At 36.3% G+C, this 22,070-nt stretch carries 16 protein-coding genes; 8 read left to right on the top strand and 8 right to left on the bottom strand.

Features of this window, described 5'->3' with window-relative positions; all coding sequences use genetic code 11:
- Positions 1–5: 5 nt before the first annotated feature.
- Positions 6–1,517 (top strand): hypothetical protein, encoded by a 1,512-nt coding sequence (locus tag FLA105534_RS04045; RefSeq protein ID WP_217427684.1) that lies wholly within the window; start codon positions 6–8, stop codon positions 1,515–1,517.
- Positions 1,518–1,640: 123 nt separating this feature from the next.
- Here the strand turns inward: FLA105534_RS04045 and FLA105534_RS04040 are convergent, their stop codons facing one another.
- The gene (locus FLA105534_RS04040) at positions 1,641–2,036 is read right to left on the bottom strand and encodes a helix-turn-helix domain-containing protein (RefSeq protein ID WP_173964757.1); all 396 of its coding nucleotides are present in this window, start codon (positions 2,034–2,036) and stop codon (positions 1,641–1,643) included.
- Positions 2,037–2,204: 168 nt separating this feature from the next.
- Here FLA105534_RS04040 and FLA105534_RS04035 point away from each other — a divergent pair, with 168 nt between their 5' ends.
- Entirely contained in the window at positions 2,205–2,486 is a 282-nt protein-coding gene (locus FLA105534_RS04035) for a hypothetical protein (protein ID WP_173964756.1), read from the top strand.
- 428 nt (positions 2,487–2,914) lie between these two features.
- Here FLA105534_RS04035 and FLA105534_RS04030 read toward each other — a convergent pair whose 3' ends face one another.
- The 6 genes from FLA105534_RS04030 to FLA105534_RS04005 form a co-directional block, all read right to left on the bottom strand.
- A complete protein-coding gene (locus FLA105534_RS04030) occupies positions 2,915–4,324 on the bottom strand; it encodes a hypothetical protein (protein WP_173964755.1) in 1,410 nt (469 codons plus the stop codon).
- Between the two features lie 402 nt (positions 4,325–4,726).
- Entirely contained in the window at positions 4,727–5,197 is a 471-nt protein-coding gene (locus tag FLA105534_RS04025; protein ID WP_173964754.1) for an OsmC family protein, read from the bottom strand.
- Positions 5,198–5,557: 360 nt separating this feature from the next.
- A complete protein-coding gene (locus FLA105534_RS04020; protein ID WP_246253162.1) occupies positions 5,558–6,784 on the bottom strand; it encodes a DUF4374 domain-containing protein in 1,227 nt (408 codons plus the stop codon).
- Between the two features lie 25 nt (positions 6,785–6,809).
- A complete protein-coding gene (locus FLA105534_RS04015; protein WP_173964752.1) occupies positions 6,810–9,173 on the bottom strand; it encodes a TonB-dependent receptor in 2,364 nt (787 codons plus the stop codon).
- Positions 9,174–9,293: 120 nt separating this feature from the next.
- Entirely contained in the window at positions 9,294–9,953 is a 660-nt protein-coding gene (locus FLA105534_RS04010) for a hypothetical protein (RefSeq protein WP_173964751.1), read from the bottom strand.
- A gap of 13 nt (positions 9,954–9,966) precedes the next feature.
- Positions 9,967–10,554, bottom strand: coding sequence for an RNA polymerase sigma-70 factor (locus tag FLA105534_RS04005; RefSeq protein WP_173964750.1), 588 nt, complete (start codon positions 10,552–10,554; stop codon positions 9,967–9,969).
- A gap of 673 nt (positions 10,555–11,227) precedes the next feature.
- Between FLA105534_RS04005 and FLA105534_RS04000 the strand changes: the two genes are divergently transcribed.
- On the top strand, positions 11,228–11,917 hold the full coding sequence (locus FLA105534_RS04000; protein ID WP_173964749.1) for an NUDIX hydrolase: 690 nt from the start codon (positions 11,228–11,230) through the stop codon (positions 11,915–11,917).
- Positions 11,918–11,997: 80 nt separating this feature from the next.
- Here the strand turns inward: FLA105534_RS04000 and FLA105534_RS03995 are convergent, their stop codons facing one another.
- Entirely contained in the window at positions 11,998–12,996 is a 999-nt protein-coding gene (locus FLA105534_RS03995; protein WP_173964748.1) for a GntR family transcriptional regulator, read from the bottom strand.
- 102 nt (positions 12,997–13,098) lie between these two features.
- Between FLA105534_RS03995 and FLA105534_RS03990 the strand changes: the two genes are divergently transcribed.
- The 5 genes from FLA105534_RS03990 to FLA105534_RS03970 all read left to right on the top strand — a co-directional run bounded on the left by FLA105534_RS03990 (position 13,099) and on the right by FLA105534_RS03970 (position 21,656).
- Positions 13,099–14,154 carry an aldose epimerase family protein gene (locus FLA105534_RS03990; RefSeq protein ID WP_173964747.1) on the top strand — a complete coding sequence of 352 codons (1,056 nt, stop codon included), beginning with the start codon at positions 13,099–13,101 and terminating at the stop codon, positions 14,152–14,154.
- A gap of 51 nt (positions 14,155–14,205) precedes the next feature.
- Positions 14,206–15,366 carry a galactokinase gene (gene galK / locus FLA105534_RS03985; RefSeq protein ID WP_173964746.1) on the top strand — a complete coding sequence of 387 codons (1,161 nt, stop codon included), beginning with the start codon at positions 14,206–14,208 and terminating at the stop codon, positions 15,364–15,366.
- 17 nt (positions 15,367–15,383) lie between these two features.
- Positions 15,384–16,439 carry a UDP-glucose--hexose-1-phosphate uridylyltransferase gene (locus FLA105534_RS03980; protein ID WP_173964745.1) on the top strand — a complete coding sequence of 352 codons (1,056 nt, stop codon included), beginning with the start codon at positions 15,384–15,386 and terminating at the stop codon, positions 16,437–16,439.
- Positions 16,440–16,679: 240 nt separating this feature from the next.
- Positions 16,680–18,365 carry a sodium/sugar symporter gene (locus tag FLA105534_RS03975; RefSeq protein ID WP_173964744.1) on the top strand — a complete coding sequence of 562 codons (1,686 nt, stop codon included), beginning with the start codon at positions 16,680–16,682 and terminating at the stop codon, positions 18,363–18,365.
- A gap of 444 nt (positions 18,366–18,809) precedes the next feature.
- The gene (locus FLA105534_RS03970) at positions 18,810–21,656 is read left to right on the top strand and encodes a T9SS type A sorting domain-containing protein (protein WP_173964743.1); all 2,847 of its coding nucleotides are present in this window, start codon (positions 18,810–18,812) and stop codon (positions 21,654–21,656) included.
- Positions 21,657–22,070: the final 414 nt, after the last annotated feature.

Genomic DNA, 22,070 nt, shown 5'->3' with positions numbered 1-22,070 from the left:
AATCGATGAGTAATTCCAATCAGATTGAGATGAATGATATACAGGGACTAATATTACGAGGTTATAATTTTCCTCACATCAGATATATTATTTTCAGTATAAAAGATCCCGACGGAGCAAAACAATTTTGTGCAGATCTTGCTTCGGGAACCGCTCCCGGTGGTTTGTCGATCACCAGTGCAGAGCCTTGGGAAAACATGCAAAAACCGGACTATTGTCTTAATATTGGTTTTACGTACTTCGGTTTAGAAAAACTCATAGGTAAAGTTAATAGTAAAACGGTAAAGGATGATTCTAGTGCCGAAGTATTTCTAGCCTTTAAAAAAGGAGCAATAAATGATTCCGTGCTAATGGGTGACACCGGAGAGAGTGCTCCTGCAAACTGGTGGAAAAACGGAGGGTGGATTGCAAAAGAAGCACCAAGTACAGATGGCAGTGAGCTTCATATTCAATTGACACTTTTTACCTTAACACCTGAAAACAGAGAAAAATACTATTCGGATTTGTTAGGTATGGTAGCCCAAATGCCTTCAGGACCAGCTGTAGTTCCGGCATATTATCAGGATTCAGATCCTATAACCGTCGACGGAAACTCAGATTATGTACATTTTGGATATCGCGACAGTTTGTCTCAGCCACGTATTGATGATATTTTGTGGAACAAGCCCAAAATGCTAAAATTAATGGGCATAAGCAGTATCGACGACCGACCAAAAGTACCTTTGGATCGCTTTGTAATAAGTAAGAAAGCAAAGGATTATAATGCCCATACCCTATTAGTAAATGGCACTTTTGCGGCTTTTAGATTGTTGTATCAGGACGAAGCCAAGTTTAATGCTTTCATTCATTCCAACAGTGAAACTTCACCCGAATTAATGGCTGCAAAGATTTGCGGACGCTGGCGCGACGGTACACCTCTTGTTGTATCTCCCAATAAAGAAGATAAAAGTCTGGGAGAACCCAGTACCAAAAACTTCAATTTTACCAACTTTAATTACTTAAAGGCAAGTCCAAATCAGCAAGGCGATCAAAGCAGTGATGAACTGGCTTTAAAATGTCCTTATGCAGCACACATACGGAGAGCAAACCCACGTGATGACATAAACGTAACCGACAATGATGATAATGCCGAAAACCATCGAATTCTAAGGCGGGCATCGCCTTACGGTCCCGTGTATGATCCTGCCGAAAAACCCGGCATACAACGAGGATTAGTTGGACTGTTTATTGGAGCTGTTCTTGATTTTCAGTTTCGTTTTGTTACCAAAGCCTGGTTGGAGCGGGGAAGTTTTAGAAATCCGGATACATCACCCAATCGTAGTGGAGTTGATCCAATTTTTGGTCCACAGGTCGAAGATACTAGTCCGGACAATTCTATTTTTGCTTATAATAAAAAGGGAACTTATATAGAAACCCCAAACCTGACACGTTTTGTGCGTACAGATGGTAGTTTGTATTTGTTTTTACCTAGTATTTCAGGTTTAAAATTCATCTCAGAAGGGAAAATTCCGGTGTAGTATAAGATCGAGAATTCCTCTAGATATGGTTAAGAAGTTAGGAATTTACTTCTTTTTTGAAATAGAAAAAGCGCTGCAAAATCTGTAGCGCTTCTTTTAATTTCTATTTTTTTACAAAAAGAATTACTTCCCTTTCAATAATTTTTCTAAATATTCTACTTTCTCTTTTTCAGCCAGAACCAAACGTTCGTACAGTTCTACAACTTTGTCCAGTGGGTTGAAGTTACAATTATGATTTACTGTTGGTCCGCTATGGATTGTAGATCCTTCATAGTTATTTTGGATATTGTTTAGTACCACTTCATCACTATAATTTTTAATGGCTTCTGCCGACACACCTAATACATCAGCAATTTTAGCCAATTTCTCCTCATCAACCATTTCGCTTCCTTCAATATTTGAAACCGATTGCTGGCTTACGCCAATAGCAATTGCTAAAGCTTCTTGTTTCATACCCCTCAGTTCTCTGATTCGGCTAATGTTTCTGCCGATATGTTTTGGTTTTGTTGCTGTGCTCATAGTTCAAAGATATTTAAAATTGTTGAGAATTTATGGAGATTGTGAAACACAAGCTTTGCTTAGTAGTTTACAATCTTACTTTTTTCGATACCATGCTATCTATCGCTTAATTGCGGGCTAAACAAAAGTACGTTTTTTCGTATAATTAATAATCATAAACTAAACGCCATGTCAAAAGAAAATCAAAGCCCTAAAGATCAAAATAACGTAATAGCTGCTGTAGCTCAGTTTTTATCGACACTCTGGATGGAAGGAGAATTTAGAGACCAACCCGCTTATTTAACCGAGATTTTCGAAGAGATCCTCAAAACCGAAATTGGAGACGATCTCGATCTGCGAACCAAAATGATCAGTTGCATAAAAACCAGCAAAATGCTCGCAAAAGCCTTAGGTACTTTTACTGATAAAGAAATCGAAAAAGCCAGCATCGAAATGTTGAACCCAAATTAGCACTTAAAAAAGGAACGCGGATTACACAGATTCGCTTTGCGAAAACACGCATAAAAACGGATTTCTAAGGGACATATAAAAAGAACTTACAACATTAAGAATAAAAATTATCTTCAGACAAATAATATAAAAAATCCTTGTAAATCTGCGTTTTCGTGAAACGAATCCGTACAATTCGTGTGCTTTTTTAACCGCAAAGACCGCAAAGGTTTACGCAAGGAACGCAGAAACCTCCATCGATCAGGAAATCGAAAAAGCCTGTGTTCAAATCCTGAATCCATGACATTGTTATAAAAAAAGCGCTGCAAAATTTGCAGCGCTTCTTCCTACTTAAAAACTATTTAAAAAAAATCAATTATGAACGATTTGGAAATCCTGATTCGTAAACAAAAAAACCATCAACTGCAGGGTTAAAAAGTCTGATACTTTTATTTGATATTAATTGTATTTATTTTCAGTTTATTCCCGCTTCCGGCAGAAACAAACACCAATTTTTTACCATCTTTCGTTATTTTCATAGATTGACCATGATTAAACAACGTTTCTTTAGATTCTTCTGTTTTAGCAATTACGTTACCATCAAAATCACAAACTGTAAAATAAGATCCTACAGGAGTTGTACCATTGAATTGATTCCATCCTACCAAAATTTTGTTATCCCCGTACAAAGCAAGCTGCATTCCCCATCCTACTATATCCTGAGTGTTTTGGGTTAGCCATGTCTCTTTTACTATTTCTGGATTACCGGTTTGCAGGCCTTTTACAATAACAATTTTTAGATCTCTTTTATCATCATTAACAGCTCTTGAATAACGTGTACAGTAAGTAATGGCCACATTGCCATTTGGCAATTCTATAAAATCGCCCAGTTTTGTACCTGTTTCATTCCCTGATCCATATCCTACCATTGAAAAGAACCTCAAGGCATTTACTCCTACTGTAGGATTAACATCGGTTTGATTCCACATTTTTACGGCTAATGCTCTATTATTACCGGCATCTCCATGACCTAAAGTGTAAAATTTATCTCCCGAAGCCATAATTCTCTGATCGAAATTATGAGAAAGATACCAAGTTCTACCAAACATATTCCCCTTACTATCTTTCGAAAAATTCCCTTTGACATTGTCTATAAAACTTACCCAGCCAGCCTGATGTCCACCACTAAGAAATCCAAAATGTACTCCTATTGAATTTGTTTGTTTATTATAGGCCATCACATTGGTACTTGCCTGTCCAGGACTATAACAAGCTCCTTTTGACCCAAAGGCAACAGCTCTAAATTTAACAGCTCCGAATTTATCAAACTTCGTGAATACAGCAACTGAGTCTGCGGCATCTGTGGCATTTACTTTTTCAGAATGTCCAATAACAAATTCATTATCATTTTTGATACTCAAAAAGCCAATAAATCTACTATCCTTTACATTGCAAATAGGAGGAACAACAATATTCTCTAAGACATTTTTTCCATCGAGTGATATTCTGGTAATATTACGGCCTGCATTTGTTGTAGCATTTTTATCTCTCCAAAAAACATCTACCGTATTATTATCATTAACTTCAAAATCTATGTATGTACCAAAACCATAATGATTATCCGGTCGGTTACCATGCCCCATATTATTAGTATTGACGACATCCTCAATAGAATAAGGTGTACCTTTTACATCTACTTCAAAAGAAGAATAACCGCTTAATATATTTGTGTCCTTCTCTTTATCTTTGTCCTTAATTTCTTCAACTACAACCGGTTTATTTTCACTTGATTTCTCTTCCTCATGAGAGCATGAGGCGAAAGCCATAAGAATGAGGCTTAAACTTATAATCTTTTTCATTGTTTTTGTTTTTGTTTTAAAAGAATACCTGTAAACGATTACTAACTTATTTTTATTCATTATTTGAGCACAAAGATATAATGTGAAAAACGTAACATTTTTGGTATGTAAGAAGTGGTATGTATTATGTAATAACTGGTTTTTCTGTGTAAGAACTGGTAAAACCACACCCTTTTTTAACCCTTAAAATTGAAATTACTGCTTCTTCAGAAGCTCAAAAATGCCTAAAAAAGAGAGATTATAAGCAACTACCAATAAGGAATCAATCAAATTAGAGAAAGCTTCTAAAAATGATGATGCTGTTTAAAATTAAAAATTTGACTTATAAAGTAGTCCGGAAACGGCAAGTAAAAACTAAAGCTTTAGTTTTTCAAATTTTTGGAGTAGGCCGTTATTAATTACTTACACGGTAAGAACCTCGCAACTCCCGTGATGTAATATAGGGAAATTACAGGAATTGGCAATAAAACACAATTGGTTGGCTTTGGTATGAAGTGCATTCGCCAGTTCGATCTGATTAGCGTTAGCAATTTTTACTTTAGGGTTTAAATGAGCCAAAACAAAGCGTCCGCTTCCGTCTGGGGAAACTTCAAGCGTCGCTTCTGCCTCATCTGAATATTCGAGAACTTCTATTCCGTTTTGAGAGCATACATACAAATACGACATCATGTGACAGGAAACCAAACTGCTCAATAGCAAATCTTCGGGATTGTACAATTCAGGATCACCCTTAAAAGCTTTGGCTGCCGAAACATCTAAAATTGGTTTTCCTTCAATCCGAATCTGGTGGCTTTTGCTGTAAAACCTCTTAGTTGAATCTTCCTGCTTTTGCTTTAAAGTCCATTTTACTGCTGCTCTGAATAGATGTTTCATTTCGATTGTCGCTTTTGTTCTTGCGAAGTTACCATTTTATATGGTTTGCGAATTAATCTCCTCTAAATGTGACGTTTTTTACAAACACATCTTACCGCATTATCATTTCGACCGGAGGGAGAAATCGCATTAGAAACTCCGCTCCTATTAATCCTAATCTTTGTCAAATTTCGCTTGTGATTTGCTACGCCGATTCGCTATCGCTCGGGTCTCCCTCCGGTCGAAATAACACAAACGAGTTAAATTACTTCTTCTATTCGTTATCATTGAAATGGTGGAGCAATTCAAACATATCTAAAAACAAAAAATGGCCGGAATTGCTTCCGGCCACTCTTACTCAATTGGGGATTTGAGTTGTAATTATTTTGTTGGATGCGGTGCTATCAACTGAACACTAACAGAACCTCCACCATCTAATGTAGTTCCTTTTTTGAAGGCTCCTGTAGCAGGATCGACTTCATAAATTGAAGCTACAGCATCAATAGGGCTAATTGCTGTGTAATACTTTCCTTTATACACCAATGGCGAACGAACCATTGAAACCGGGCTTAAAGGTGTATTAATCAACGAAACTGTTTTGTTTTTCAAATCAATTCTAACCAATTGTCCTACGTTTTTTAAACGGTCTCTTACCGAAGTCATTAACTCTTCGTACTGAACGGTACCAATTGCAATTCCGTTACCCACATAATTTATTCCCATCAAACAGGCTTGTTTGCCTAATGGTGTTGTTACATCAATAAAATAATCTTTATCAAAATCGGCTGTACCTTTTTTAATACGTACAACTCCTGATTTTCCGCCTACACCAGTCCAGAATTTACCGGCACTAGCTACAAAATAATGATTTCCTTCTTCGTCTTTGTCTAATGAATTTAAGTAATCGTAACCTACTCCACCCGCAGTTGCAGTAGTTTTAATTACTTTTAAATTGTTCATTGCCGGATAATCATAAACCAAAGCTCTTACACCGTCAACGATATAAGCTTTTGATTCGTTATCATAAAAATAACCTCCCAAAATAAGCTTTCCATTGTCTACAAATGCTTTTCCAACAGAAAACTGAACTCCTTTTTTAGCGGCGTCGTAAGGTACAGCCATTGTTCCTTTTGCTTCTATCGTAAAATCACTTAGTTTAATTCTTGCCCAGCCCACAGTGCCATTATTCATATCCAGTCCTCCTAAAACTAACATGGTATTATCGTCTACAATATTCAACGACTGAAAATAATTTGGAACCACTCCGTCTGTAAGTATAGCCCCTTTTTCTTTTAAACTACCGTCTTTACTCATTTCGTACTGAATGAATTTTTTCTGCGGAAGGTTCATCAAATAAACATATTGTTTGTGCCAGATATAACGAGAACCGTTGGCCTCAATACCTTTTCCTTTAAAAGTAAGCGAACCGTCTGTTAAGGAAGGAACCGATGCGATATACTGCAAGTCCTGCGTCCAGCTTGCTATTGTAAAATGTTGTGCGCTTTCTACTTCCACTTCATCTGATTTTGAACTGCAAGATGTTGCAGCTGCAGCAAACAAGACAACGGCAGAAGCCATAAATGTTGTCTTTTTTAAGAACGATTTCATTTTCATTGAATTTAAATTTAATTGGTTATTGTAAAAAATATCTTAGTTTCAGACTGAAAAACCTACCTGGTTTTTGCAGCAGAAAATTATCGTAAACCTGCTTGTCTAAAATATTGCGGCAGGCAAAATTGGCACTGTAACGTCCGTTTTTTCCAAAAGTATAGCCCAAACCGGCATCCTGGACAAACTGATTTGGGATGTACATTTTTTCGGGTGCTGCTCCAAGGCTTGGCCAACCCAAATAATACTGATGTACATAATGTGTACTTGCAAAAAAGGAAACTTTCGGTGTAAATTGAAACAGCTGATCTAAGAGTAACCTTGCCTCCGCATTGGCCATTAAATAAGGTGTATTCCGCAATCTGTCTTTATAAACATGGTTGGGTGCACCGTTTTCCTCAAAACGCTGCATATTTCGGATATCCTGATAAGTAAAATTAACTGATGTTTCAATCCATTGCTTTCGAGCATAGTTAACCTCAGCCTCCACTCCAACGGTTCGTATTTTTCCTAAATTTTCGTAGCGGGCGGTTCCCATCAAATCTCCCTCAGCTAACCAAATCAAATTTTTTGTGTCTCTAAAAAACACATTAAGACCAAAATTTACATTCTGGACCGCAGTATGTATTGTTTTCTGAATAGATGTATTAACATTGAAACTTCTTTCAGGCTTTAAATTGGGCGCATTTAAAATCGTATTACCGTTACCCAAAAGTTCTGTCGCTTCGGGCAATCGGGCTGCATTTTCGACCGAAAACTTTATCGTATATTCTTTTGGAAGCAGTACTTTAGAAGAGTATCCAAAGGCCCAGGCATTATCTTTTGTATGCTGATAAAATGTTTCTTTCAAACTTTCTCCGTTATAATCAAATACCGCGGCGTTGGCATTGTAAGCAAAATATTTTGTAAAAAAAACATTCTTCCAACGATCTTCAAAAGAAGTAATCTCATACGATAAACCCGCAATATGTTTATCCAGGTCCTGCGGTTCTCTGAGCGGAACTGTCCATTCGGCTTCGGCAATAGCGTCACTGCCCTTTCTTCTGGTACCGGTAAATACATAATTTAAATTAACCTCCTGATTTTCTTTTATCTGATATACAAAATTAACTCTGGCCAATTGCGTATGGTCCTGAAACGAATAAATTGACTTTCCTGATCTGATTCCGCCCAATTCTCCATTTACTGTTCCGATAGGTTTTCCTGTCCAGTTGTATTTGTAAGAGCTGGTATCAGTTGTGGTACCTCGTAACTTATTTACAGAAGCGTACAGGTCCACATTTAAATTTGAAAATAAAAACCCTTTTTTAGAATAACGTAAAGATGGCATAACAAACTTTTCATTATAGCGCACATCACCATATACATAGGCCATTGTTCTTCCTGTCTGTATTCCTCTGTCCTGATCTGATATCGTAAAACCGAATAACAGGGCATCGGCCCATTTGACATTGGTAAACCCAATATCTGTTCGAATAGTGTAAGACTTATAATCGTCATTAAATCTTCTAAATCTTGGATAACCGGGAATAGGTCTTCCGTCTTCTCCTGCAACTTCTACGGTTGGTCCCCAAACGGGATAATTATTGTCTGAATAATTAAAAAAAGAATTGGTTTGCAAAGTAAAACCGGATTCATTTCTCCATCTTCCGGATATTGCCGAACGATACGTCTTAAATGAACCTATGGTTTGCGATACATCGATATAATTTTTAAGACGTGTACGGGTAACAAGATTTACAGAACCTCCAAGTGCATCAGCACCAAATGAAACAGGAGTAACTCCCTTATAAATTTCGATTCTTTCCAGCGTATTAATGGAAAAATTATTAATACTAAAGGATGATCCAAAATTTTCCATCGGAATTCCGTCTACAAAAAACTTTACTGCCTTACCCGATAATCCATTAATTGAATAATTGGTTTCAGATCCCATTCCACCTGATTCCTGCACACGAACACCAGCTGTTCCGTCCATCAATCGGTTTAAGTCAACATCCCTTTCGGCCAGTTTTTTTGTATTGATGACAGAAACGGCAAACGGCTGTTCTTTGATTTTGGTTTCAATCGTTTTGCCAAACAAATCAACAGAATTTAACTCAACCGAATTCGATTTTAACGCTATAACAATTTCTTCTTTTTGATTCTGTCCGACAACAACAGCCATTTCCCGGATTTGATAACCCGTCATCGATACGACTAACCGGTATTTTCCTGATGCAATATTTTGAAAAACGAATTTTCCTAAGCTATTACTTTTTGCTACAGCAGCAATGTTTTGTAATTGAATCTCGGCACCGGCCACAGGCTGATTGTCATCGTCAAGTATATAACCTGTAAAATTGGTACTGCCTTCGTTTTGTCCGTAAACCGTTGTGCTTACGATCATAAAAATGACCGTTAAAAAAATTCTTTTAAATTGCATCATTGATAATTTATTCCCTAAACCAATAACTTTTTAATTTCAGTTATATCGTTTTCCTTATCTATTCTTCTTATTTATTACTTCTTATAAATTAAAACGTTCCGACAGTCTTGAACTAAATACTCTCGGCAGGCCTTCTGCTATTTCATCTCTGGTTGCCGTAATTACGTTATACTCAGCATCTGTCATAGCGAGATACGTTTGGCCTTTATGTAATTTTACCTTGTCCTGATAAATATTGGTGCAGCCCGAAGTTCCTGTACCAATGCTAAACTCCCGTAAGGTTGCCGAATCACTACTAACCGAAACAGCACCACAAAACTTAACATCGTTTGCCTGACCCAAAAAATCCATTGAAATGTTGCACATGCTGCCCGGCTCGATCAAAAAAGATAAATTACCGATGTTTATTTTCTTGGCCTCCTGCCCATTCAGATTGTTCACTAAAATATGTGAAGCAAATGTTGACGAATTATAATAGTGTAAACTTATAATGCCAAATAGCATGCAGGCCGCACTGGTTAGTACGGCGTAAAGGAATCTGTTCTGAGATTTTGGTTTTACAAGAATCGTTCTGGCAGCAATATTGTTCCAGATTTCTTCTTTTAATCCCTGTCGCTGGGGAGAAGTTATAACCTCACGTTCTAAATCTATAACATTTAACCATTGTTCAACCAGTACCCTTTCGGTGGCATCGCATTCCTTTCGCGCATATTTTTCTAATAAATCGGATGTAATAAACACAGTCTTGGTTTTGTTATGTAATTATGTAGTTGCACAAGTCTTCGCTAACCCTACACAGGGGAGTAAAAAAAAGAAGTAAACTGCGAAAAACTTTTAAGCGGTCACGGATATGTCGGAGTGCTCTTGTAATATTTCCTTCAACAGCTTTCTCCGTAATTACAAGCGAGGCAGCAATAGAACGATTGTCCATCCCGTCTTCTCTACTCATTAAGTATACTTGTCGACAACGTTCCGGAAGTGTATTGATGGCAAGCTGTAATTCCCGAAGCAAATCCTTATATAAAACATGCTCTTCGGTATCGTTAGAAACTTTATTCATTTCAACAAAATGAATACTTTCATGTTTCTTTTTGGTAGCCTGCTTTCGATGGTATTCCAGTATTTTGAGTTTTAGAGAACCATATAAATAAGCTCTGACCGAGGTTTCAATTTGTAGTTTTTCCCGTCTCTCCCAAATACTGATGAAAATTTGTTGAACAATTTCTTTTGCAGCCTCTTCATCACCTGTATGGTGCCTGCAAAAACAAAACAGCTCATTCCAATACAATTCATAGATCTCCGGGAAGTTTTTGGCATTAATGTTTAGATATTGCTTTTCCATAGAAATAAAAATTATGACACAAAACTATCTTATTTAGACTAAATAAAATTAATAATGCTAAAAATTTATACTGTGTTTTTAAGTCTATTACTTGCAATATTCTGATTATTCGCCTTTTAAAAATTTCAAAAAAAGTAAATTTATATTCCATTTTACTGAGCTAAAGCCTGTATTTAATACCACTGTGTAAGGAAATTCAGCAACGTTTTTTAGCTCTAAATCCGCCATCTCTCACGAACTTCTGTTAGGATCATTTTTCTTTTTTTTAAGGATTTTTCATTCTTTTCTCTGATGCCCTTTTCAATTCATTCGCGGATTCTAAAATTGGTATTGCTAACAGCATTTCATTTCCGGGTCGAGGTCAAAATCAGGTTTAACAAAATCAATTTATCCTCAAAATAATCTTTAAAGGATTTTTCATAAAGAAAGAAATTTCCTCCTTTTTGATTGCGTAAAAATGACGCTTTGCAGTATAAATAGGCGTTTTATTCAAAAAAACTCGTAAAAAAAGTTAAAAAATGATCGCTTTGATAATGATTTTAGCATCAAAAAACCATTACTTTTGTAGAATGTAACTTTTACAAAAGGTTACATTTTTAAATGCAAATACGACATTTAATAAATTGAATAACAAAATTAAAGGGCTTAAATATTTACCACTAAAAATTTGAATATGCTTAACAGTTATAGTACTGCAGATAAAGTTTTATTAGCAGTAGATTGCATTATTTTTGGATTTGATCGTGAAGGTTTGAAAATTCTTTTAATCAAAAGAGGCTTTGAACCGGAAAAAGGCAAATGGTCATTGATGGGAGGTTTATTAAAACAAGATGAAGTACTGAACAATGCCGCGATAAGAGTTTTAAATACTTATACAGGTTTACACGATGTTTATATGGAGCAATTATATGCTTACAGCGACATTGATCGTGACCCGGCAGAAAGAACCATTTCGGTTTCGTATTATGCTTTGATTAATATTGAAAACCACAATGCCGAGCTAATTAAAAACTACCATGCCCAATGGTTTAGTGTTGCCGAGGCACCAAGTTTAATTTTTGATCATAACGAAATGGTAGAGCAGGCCATTAAAATATTACGCTACAAAACTTCGATCAAACCAATTGGTTTTGAATTACTTCCTGAGAAATTCACGATGCGCCAATTATTAGAGTTATATGAAGCTATTTTGAGTAAAGAATTAGACAAACGAAACTTTATCAGCAAAATTAATTCGATGGAGATTCTGAACAAACTGGACGAAAAAGACATGCAGTCTTCCCGAAAAGGTTCTTATCTCTACACCTTCAATAAGGAAAAATACGAGGAAAAATTACGCAACAATTTTGTTTTGAACTTGTAAAAGTCTGGCGGTACGGTCTCAAAAAATAAACTTGAAATTTTACGGCACAGCCCAAATAATTGTACAAAAACTAAAAAAAATCATAATGAGTTTCGAATCAGTAGAGACGATTTATTTTCTATTTGTTCCTTGTGCCCCAGTAATACCATATTGGCCAAAATTTCTCCCATCATTTCAAAATCAGTTGAAATGGTGGTAATGCCATTGGCAACAACCTTTTTTAAAGGAGTTTCATTATAGGAAATAATCCCAAAATCGGTTCCGAGTTTTAGACTTTGCGATCTTGCATTTTCAATTACACGAACCAAATCACGATCGTTTGGAATAATGTACAAATCCCCTACACTAATCTCGCCGTTTGTAAATTCGGTGATAACATCATGGTTAAGATCATACTTCGTACAAAAAGCAATAAAACCGGTTTTCATTCCCAATGGTTCTCTAAATCCTGGGAAAATCAAAATGAGCTTCTTATACTTATTCATTCTCGCTTTTCCTTTAGTTAAACCTTCGAAAATATCTTTCTCGTGATTTTGATAGATCGCCGGATACGATTTTAGATCCGGATTGGTTTGATCCAGTATGATAACTTCCCCTACTGGTAGGTTTTTTATCGCATCGGTCACATCGGTTAAATTGGTGGGCATTATAATGTATTTTGTATAATTTCCGTTACTGTCAGTAATCAGTTTTTGAAATACCTGAACATTAAAATGATGAAAGAAAATATCGACCTGAACATTTTTTCCAATATTTTTTATGAACGAATTGTAGATGTCTTCTTTAAAACTGTTTAACTCATCAAACAGTAAAAAAATCTTCTGTTTGATGTTGATTTCAACGCTTTTAACATAGTAACCCTTGCCCGGAATGGCATAAATAATCCCCCTTTTTTTGAGCTCATCATAACCTAATAATACCGTATCTCGCGACAACGAAAAAGCCAGACAAACTTTATTTACTGACGGAAGCCGATCGCCTTTTACCAATTTTTCTTCTTCAATTGCTTTTTCAACAGACATAATTATCTGTTTGTATTTGGGCAAACCAATATTACTTTGAATGGAAATTATGTTCATACAAAAATGGATTTTGGTGCAATATACAAAAAACTGGTAGGTACTGGTATGCAAAAACAGATATTGTTTCTATTTTTGGATTTCATTTTTGGTAAAAAAAATATGGAAATAAAACGTATATCACATATTCTGGATAAATCTGCCATGAAATCATTTGGTTTATTACCCGATAACGAAGAAATTCTTTCTTTTGAATTATGTAATAAAAACGGGATGAAAGCACAAATTATCAATTACGGTGCGACATTAACCTCTCTCCAAATTCCGGTTGCAACGGTCGGACTTGTTGATGTAGTTTTAGGTTTCGATACTTTGCAATCTTATCTGGCTTCTTATAATTTGCCAAGTGCTCCTTACTTCGGGACTACTGTTGGGCGTTACGCCGGACGAATCGATAAAGGTGCTTTTGCTTTAAACGATAAAACCTTTCAACTGAATACCAATAGTAACGGTAATGCTTTACATGGTGGAAACGTTGGCTTTGGACAAAAAATATGGAACATTACCCATATTACTTCCGGCGATAATCCTTCGTTAACTTTAAGTCTTTTAAGTGAAGATTTAGAAGAGCATTACCCGGGAGCTTTACAAGTTGATTTGACCTATACTTTAACGGAAGAAAACGAATTAAAATTAGAATATACAGCCACCTCAACCAAAGATACTGTCGTAAATCTTACGCATCACAGTTATTTTAATCTTGACGGACATGATGCGGACCTGTCAAATCAAATGCTATTTATTGATTCTGATCAAATATTAGAAACTAATGCTGAGAATATCCCAACAGGAAATTTCATCGCTCTTTCTCAACATGATTTTGATTTTAGAGTGCTTAAAAAGTGTCCGGAATCAATTGACAATTCTTTTGTAATTGAGTCAGAAAATAAGGTCGCTGCCATTTTATCCAGTGCTAAAAACAATCTGCAGATGAAGGTTTTTACCAATCAGCCCAGCGTTCATATTTATGTAGGCGGGAACTGTTTTAATACTTTAAAAGGAAAAGAAAATGCAACTTACCACCCATTTAGCGGAATTTGTTTCGAAACACAAAACTTTCCGGATGCACCTAACCACAGACATTTTCCGAATTCGGTTTTAAAAAAAGGCGAAACCTATCACCACAAAACCCTTTACCAATTTGAAAACATCAACTAACTGTTAAAAAGACAACCAGAATTACAAGCTATTTCTTTCAACCCCAACATAATGAATGATATTCTAATACAAAACACAATCGCCTTTTTTGAAAAGTCGTTCGGATCGGCTCCTCAAAAAGTCGTGCTCTCTCCCGGAAGGATCAATATTATCGGAGAACATATTGATTACAATGACGGCTATGTTTTACCAGCGGCCATTGACAAAATAATTTGTTTTGCCTTTGAGAAAAACAACTCCAACAGTTCTAAAATAATTGCCATCGATTTGAACGAAGCGTTTGAAATTGATTTAAAAGCAGAAATCCGTTTAAGTGACGATGTCTGGACGAATTATCTTCGTGGTGTAATCAAGCAATTACAAGAGAACGGTTTTGTATTCGAAGGTTTCAACTGTGTTTTTAGCAGTAACATTCCGGTGGGTTCAGGTTTATCTTCTTCGGCGGCTTTAGAATGCGGAATGATTTTCGGAATCACAGCACTCTTCGATTTAAAAATCAAAAAAACCGACATCGCTTTACTAGGACAAAAGGCCGAACACTGGGTGGGTATCAATTGTGGTATTATGGATCAGTTTTCAAGCGTTCATGGTCTTGAAAACAAGGTTATAAAGCTAGATTGTAATACGCTGGATTTTGAATATCACAATGCTGATTTTAAAGATTATGCTCTGGTTTTATTCGACAGTAATGTAAAACATTCCCTTTTTACCTCTGAATACAATACCAGAAGACTGGAGTGCGAACAAGGTCTAACGATTATAAAACATCATTTTCCACAAATAAAAAGCTTTAGAGATTGTACCGAAGAACAGCTTTTGAGCATTCAGGATCAAATGACACCAACGGTTTTTAAAAGAGTACATTTTGTCGTAAAGGAAATTAACCGCGTAGTAAAGGCCTGCGAAGCTTTAGATCAGGGAAATATTGAACTTTTAGGACAATTGCTTTTTGAAGCACATTATGGTTTATCACAAGAATACGAAGTAAGTTGTCCCGAGCTGGATATGCTCGTAAATAATGCAAAAACAAATGATTTTATTGTTGGGTCACGCCTAATGGGGGGTGGTTTTGGGGGGTGCACCATCAATTTTATTAAAAAAGGGTATGAAAATGAGGTAAAAAACAAGTTTTCAAATCTTTATTTAAATACATTTGGGATTGAATTAAAATTCTATGATGTAACAATATCTAACGGAACAAGACTACTTTAATATCATAAAAACTACAAATGAAAAATTTTGACATTAACGAAGATCCACACAGACGTTTCAATCCATTACTAAACGAATGGATTTTAGTATCACCACACCGTGCTAAACGTCCGTGGCAAGGGCAAAACGAGACCCTTGCAACCGAAACTCTTCCAGAGCATGACCCAACCTGTTACTTATGTCCAGGCAACGTTCGTGCTAATGGGGAACATAATCCGACCTACAAAGACAGCTTTGTCTTTGAAAATGATTTTGCCGCTATGAAGCAGGACGAAATTATATTTGAAGAAGATATCAAACACACCTTTTTTAAAGCAAAACCCGAGCAGGGAATTTCCAGAGTAGTCTGCTTTTCGCCAAGGCACGACCTTACTTTGCCGGAGATGGAAATTGGTGCAATTGAAAACATTATTAAAATCTGGCAAAAAGAATACACTGATCTGGGAAGTATCAAATACATCAATCACGTTCAGATTTTTGAAAACAAAGGAAGTATTATGGGCTGCAGTAATCCCCATCCTCATGGACAAATCTGGGCACAGTCATCACTTCCAACTCAGGTTGAAAAAACACAAAACAGCCTGAAATCGTACTTTGATAAAAACAACCGAACACTACTTCAGGATTATATTCAGGCTGAATTAAGAACGGGGGATCGTGTGGTAATCGAAAACGATGACTTTATTGCTCTCGTTCCGTTTTGGGCAACATGGCCTTATGAAACTATGATTGTAAGCAAAAGAGTTCTGAATAAAATTACTGATTTTACGGAAGAAGAAACCAATTCCTTTGCAGTGATTTTAAAACAACTAACCATCAAATACGATAATTTATTTAGTACTTCTTTCCCTTATTCGTCAGGAATTCATCAGTCTCCTACAGATAGTTTAGAGCATCCGGAATGGCATTTTCACATGCATTTTTATCCGCCTTTGTTGCGATCAGCGACAGTAAAGAAATTTATGGTTGGTTATGAAATGTTAGGCGAATCCCAAAGAGACATTACCCCTGAAAGAAGTGCCGAAGTTTTAAGACAACAATCGGACATCCATTACAAATTGAAGAAAAAATAAGAAACAAAAAGAATAGACACCTTTAAGAATCACTAAAAAAACAGTGTGTTCACAATTGTGTGTTTTCACTTTTGGTTCTGGCCCCTCATTTTTACCATACAAATCACAACAAAAACGAATATTAAATCTTAAACCAACATTAAAAAAAACAGTATTTAAACCACCTCATCGAAATACTGTTTTTTTCACCCTGTATTAATCAAACAATCACCTTTACTAATTATAAAATTATTATCATCAATGAACCAGAACCTTGCTTTCGCAGATTATGCGGTTTTTATTATTTACTTCATCGTAGTCTCGGCCTACGGTTATACGGTTTACCGAAAACGTAAACAAGACGAACAAGATGCTAAAGCTTACTTTTTGGCCGAAGGAAACCTAACCTGGTGGGCTATTGGAGCATCCTTGATTGCCTCAAATATCTCGGCTGAGCAATTTATCGGAATGAGTGGTGAAGGTTTCTTTTTAGGAATTGCCGTTGCCGCTTACGAATGGATTGCAGCCATTAGTTTGATCGTCGTTGCCGTTTGGTTTATTCCCGTGTACCTTAAGAACAAGATTTACACGATGCCGCAATTTTTAAAAACACGTTATAATGAATCGACTGCTTTAATCATGGCCGTTTTCTGGTTGTTTTTATACGTTTTTGTAAACTTAACCTCTATTTTGTATTTGGGTGCTGTCGCTATTAATGGCATGGCCGGAGGAGAATATCTTCACGTTATCATGATCGGATTGGCTCTGTTTGCGTTGTTTATCTCTCTTGGAGGTATGAAGGTTGTCGCTTATACCGATGTTATTCAGGTCGCTGTTTTAATTATTGGAGGTTTGGTCACTTCCTATATTGCTTTAACAACCGTGGGGCATTATTTTCATGTTGGTGAAAATGCAATCGAAGGTTTTAAAGTTTTGATGAGAGAAGCTCCGGAACATTTTAAAATGATTATTCCAAAACCAACCGCAACATCCTCTCAGCTTGACATTAACAAATACCTGACTTTCCCTGGATTGATGTCTTACCTTGCCGGTATCTGGATCATCAACTTAAATTACTGGGGATGTAATCAATACATTACACAAAGAGCTCTGGGTGCCGATTTGCAAACAGCCCGTACCGGTATTTTATTTGCAGGTATGCTAAAATTGTTAATGCCTTTAATCGTAATGCTACCCGGTATTGCTGCTTACGTTTTATATCAAAACGGGCATTTACCACAATTAGTTGGAGGAAAAGACGGAGCCTATTCTGCTGTACTTACTTTCTTGCCTACAGGATTAAAAGGGCTTTCGGTAGCAGCATTAACCGCTGCAATTGTAGCTTCCTTAGCCGGAAAAGTAAACAGTATTTCGACGATCTATACGTTAGATATTCATAAAAAATACATTCAAAAAGAAGCTGGTGAAAAACAACAGGTAAACATTGGCCGAATTGCCGTTTTTGCCGCAATGCTTTTGGCTGTGTTGTTTACATGGAATGATATTTTAGGAATTGGAGGTGTCGGAGGATTTACCTACATCCAAAAATACACCGGATTTATCAGTCCCGGAGTTTTTGCCATGTTCGTATTAGGGATGTTCTGGAAACGAACTACCGGAGCTGCTGCCGTGGTGGGTGTGATTTTAGGATTTGCATTGTCAATATTATTCAACGAATATGCGCCTGCTTTATTTGGAAATGAGACTTTATTATACACCGCATATCCAAACGGAAAAGGAGCATTTGAAATCCCTTTCCACATTTGTATGGGACTATCATTCATCTTTACCGCTTTGGCAATGATCGCGATAAGTTTTGCAGGACCAAAAGTAAATCCTAAGGCATTTGAAATCGATTCCGAAATGTTTAAAGTAAAACCGCAAACGACCGTTTTAATCGTAATTACAGTATTGATAATTGCAGGTTTGTACATTAAGTTCTGGTAGTTTTATTGTATTCTTTTTTGAAAAATAAAACCATTCCGATAAAATCACATTTTTTAGATATTATGTTATTAATTTAGAAAAAATCTACTTTTTTAATACTTATTAATCAAGCTTTTACGTGCCAAATTTTAATAAACCCGACAAGTTTTAGAGCTTGTCGGGTTTTTAATTATTGTAGGTCACCGCCTTATTTTACACTATTTCTCACAAAATATTCAGCACTGAATTCTTTACCTTTTTTTTCAAAATAGAAAACCAAACTACTGAAATTCAAATATTTCACTTACATTCCTGAGTAGTTGCATAAAGTAATTTCTTACTATATTTGATTTGCGTATGGTTAATCTTTAAACTTTAGGTACCAAATTTAAAGAGACTAAAACTATTACGTTTTTTCAAACAATCACAATTAACGGAATGTATAACGTATTAAATGTTTTTACTATGATAAAAAATTATAAACTTTTATTTTTCTCTTTTCTTGTCTGTTTTATTCCAACTCTGGCTAAAGCCCAGTTAGGCAGCTCCTGCGGAATTCCAGCTTGGTATTCCGCCACACAATATTCCAGTAACTCTTATGTCCGTTATAACAATATTGTGTACAAAAACAATTCCTGGTCTCAGGGACCCGGCAGCACACCCGGATCAAGCAGTGTCTGGTCTGCGGTAGGAAGCTGTGACGAACAATTAATTATTAATAATCCATCCCTGGCTTATACCGCATGCAATACCGTTTCTGACTGGAACAGCGCAACACCCAACTACAATGTAAATAACATTATAAGATACAATAACGGTGTCTATAAAGCCAAGTACTGGGTCGCCGGAACAGAAATTCCTGATCAGTCTTCTGCTTACACTTTTCTTGGTGTGTGTATCAAGCCTATAACCATTTCTCCTGCCTACGCAGATGGACAAATTATTATAAAAAGCACATTATCGGCTATCAATCTTACCGCATCACTCAATCTGTATGGTTTGTCGGCAACACAAACTAAGGTCGAAATAAAAAAGACAACGGAATCTTCTTACACGACTTACAATATGAGTTTATCCGGCAACACTGTATCGTACAACTGGACCCCAATCGCTTATGGGGATTACAACATTCGATATACCACTGTAAATTCGGTTGGGGTAAGCACCGTAGTAAACACAACTGTTAAAATTGCGATTACTGCTCCTGCTGTGATAACTATTACCGGTCCGCCAAACACTACTTCCTATACTCAACTTAATTTTTCGCCTATAAGCATTACTTTTACTATTCAGCCTTCGTCCGGAAGTTCAATTAGCGGCATACTGTTTAAAGATCTCACCGCCGGAACGAATACTACTGTGACTACCAATGCACAAAATTCTTATACCTTTAATTGGATCCCTCAGAATTATGGAAACAATTCACTACAAATAGCAGTCACAGACAACAATGGAACTACAGCAACATCCGGTTTACAACTTACTATTGTGAATCCTGCCACACAAAATATTTCCTTTGCTTCACTTCCCAATCAAATAAAAGCGGTTAATGGAATACCTAAAACATTCGTGTTTGATAAGAGTATCACTTCATTAAAAAGAAGAAACATTACTGTATTTGATTACACGATTACCGGAAATACTTTAAAAATCACTCCTAAAAAAGCAGGCAGATCCGGACTTCAGATCACAACTTCAGATGGTACGATATATCATCTTGGCTTAAGAATAGACAATACCAATGGAAGCCCGTTACGCTATCCTGATTATGTTTCTGTAGGATCTGTATCCGAAGACACTACCGATGATGTCAATTTTTACAACAACAATATCGACGACAGCAATCTACTCAAGAATAACCGAATGGATGTACGCTACATCTATATCAATGGAGGGCCAATCGCCGGATGGAATACCTGGCAACCTGACAGAGCTATAAAATTTGCAAGGAATTCTATAAAAATGGGGCTCATTCCTTTCTTTGTTTTTTATAACATTCCCGACGGAAGCGAATCTTACGAGCTGGATCTGGCACACGTAAAAGATCCTTCCTATATGACGGCTTATTTCAATAATCTCAACCTTTTTCTGAATCAGGTTAAAGCTGAACTGGGAGATGAGTTTTTTGGAGTGGTATTAGAGCCTGATTTTCTGGGCTATATGCAACAATTTAACGAACCTATAACTACTACAACAGCCGTAAATGCAACAAGTATTGCCCAAAATGTAGGTACTTTGAAAACGCTGGTAGAAAGAATCAATTATGAACTCAACAAGAAAAGAACTGACGAAAACCTGAATATGGAATTTGGATGGCAGCTCAATCTTTGGGCAAAATCTGGTGTAGCCGGTCCAAAAGGAATTATCAGAGAAACAGATACCGGAACCTTTACTACCCAGCTTAACAAAATTAAACAAACCGCTCTAGATATTTTTCAATACACCAATAGTATGGGAATTATGTCTAATAGTGCAGACTTTATTTCTATTGACAAATATGGTCTTGATGCTATGGGTGCCGGAAGTACAGGAAACCCTGCTGATCCCTTCTCTTATACCTGGTTCTGGAATAATGACCACTGGATGAATTACCTAAATTTTGTTCAAAAACTTTACGAAGCCTCCGGTAAACATGTGGTCCTCTGGCAAATCCCGGTAGGACATATCAATGGTTCAGAGACTCTAAATGAACGAACTGCAGGTCCTTTCCAAATTTTAAATAATACCAGCCAGCACTACGAAGATTCTGCTACTACTTTTTTCTTTGGGGATACCGTAAATTTCTCAAATGACGCGAATCGTTATAACTATTTCAGCCAGAATAAACATGCCGACCCTAAACTTCAGGTTAATCCCACCACAAAAAAAGTGACTTTTGGAAATCACTTTGCAGAGGTAAAAAGTAGCGGAACCAAACTTGTCTTAATGGGAGCAGGTGTAGGAGCTAGTACGGATGGAATTGGAAACCCGGGAACTACTCTGACGGATGATCATTTTTGGATTCAAAAATTGCAGGATTATTATATCAATCAAACTTCTAGCACTAGCAAGTCCAGTACTGCTACTCTAAATGATAATCTAAGCTTTGATTCTTCTCTAATTATTTACCCTAACCCCGTTAAGGAAGAGCTAAGTATCGACACAAAAGAAAAAATTGAAGTCGTATATGTTTTTGATATGAATGGTGAAAATGTTATCACCCTGAAAAATAAAAACAAAGTAAATCTTTCCGGGCTTCAAAACGGATGGTATATAGTAGCCGTAAAACTTGAAAATGGTAAAAAGATCTCTAACAAAATATTAAAAAACTAAACAGGATCTTAAGCGTAAAATTATTTTTAAATAAGATAAAAGAGATGTTTTTCAGCATCTCTTTTATTGTTTAAACGTCATCTTATGTTTAAAAAAGGACTAAAAGAAGAAGCATCATTATTCAAGGTACTTCGCACCATGTTATTGTCAGGGCTCTTTCACAGCAACAGTTTCCAAGAGCTTATTTCTTATAAAGAAAATACATTAAATCTTTTATAATTAAAGAATCCTAGGAATAGGAAAATGAAAAAAACTGCGGACGTAAAATATACCGCTCCACTGGAGCTTCCTTTCCAACTGGATTTATTTGCTATAAATATTTTGCTCCGACGGAGCAGACAAGGCATATTTATCTAAATAAAAACAGAAAAGAAACCTCTTCTCTTTTTATATCCCAGAGGGATAAAATATTTA

Origin of the sequence: Flavobacterium collinsii (assembly GCF_902804485.1) — a bacterium.
GTDB classification, from domain to species: Bacteria; Bacteroidota; Bacteroidia; order Flavobacteriales; family Flavobacteriaceae; genus Flavobacterium; species Flavobacterium collinsii.
Note: the sequence above shows the minus strand (reverse complement) of the source record. Positions and strands in the feature narration are given on the sequence as shown.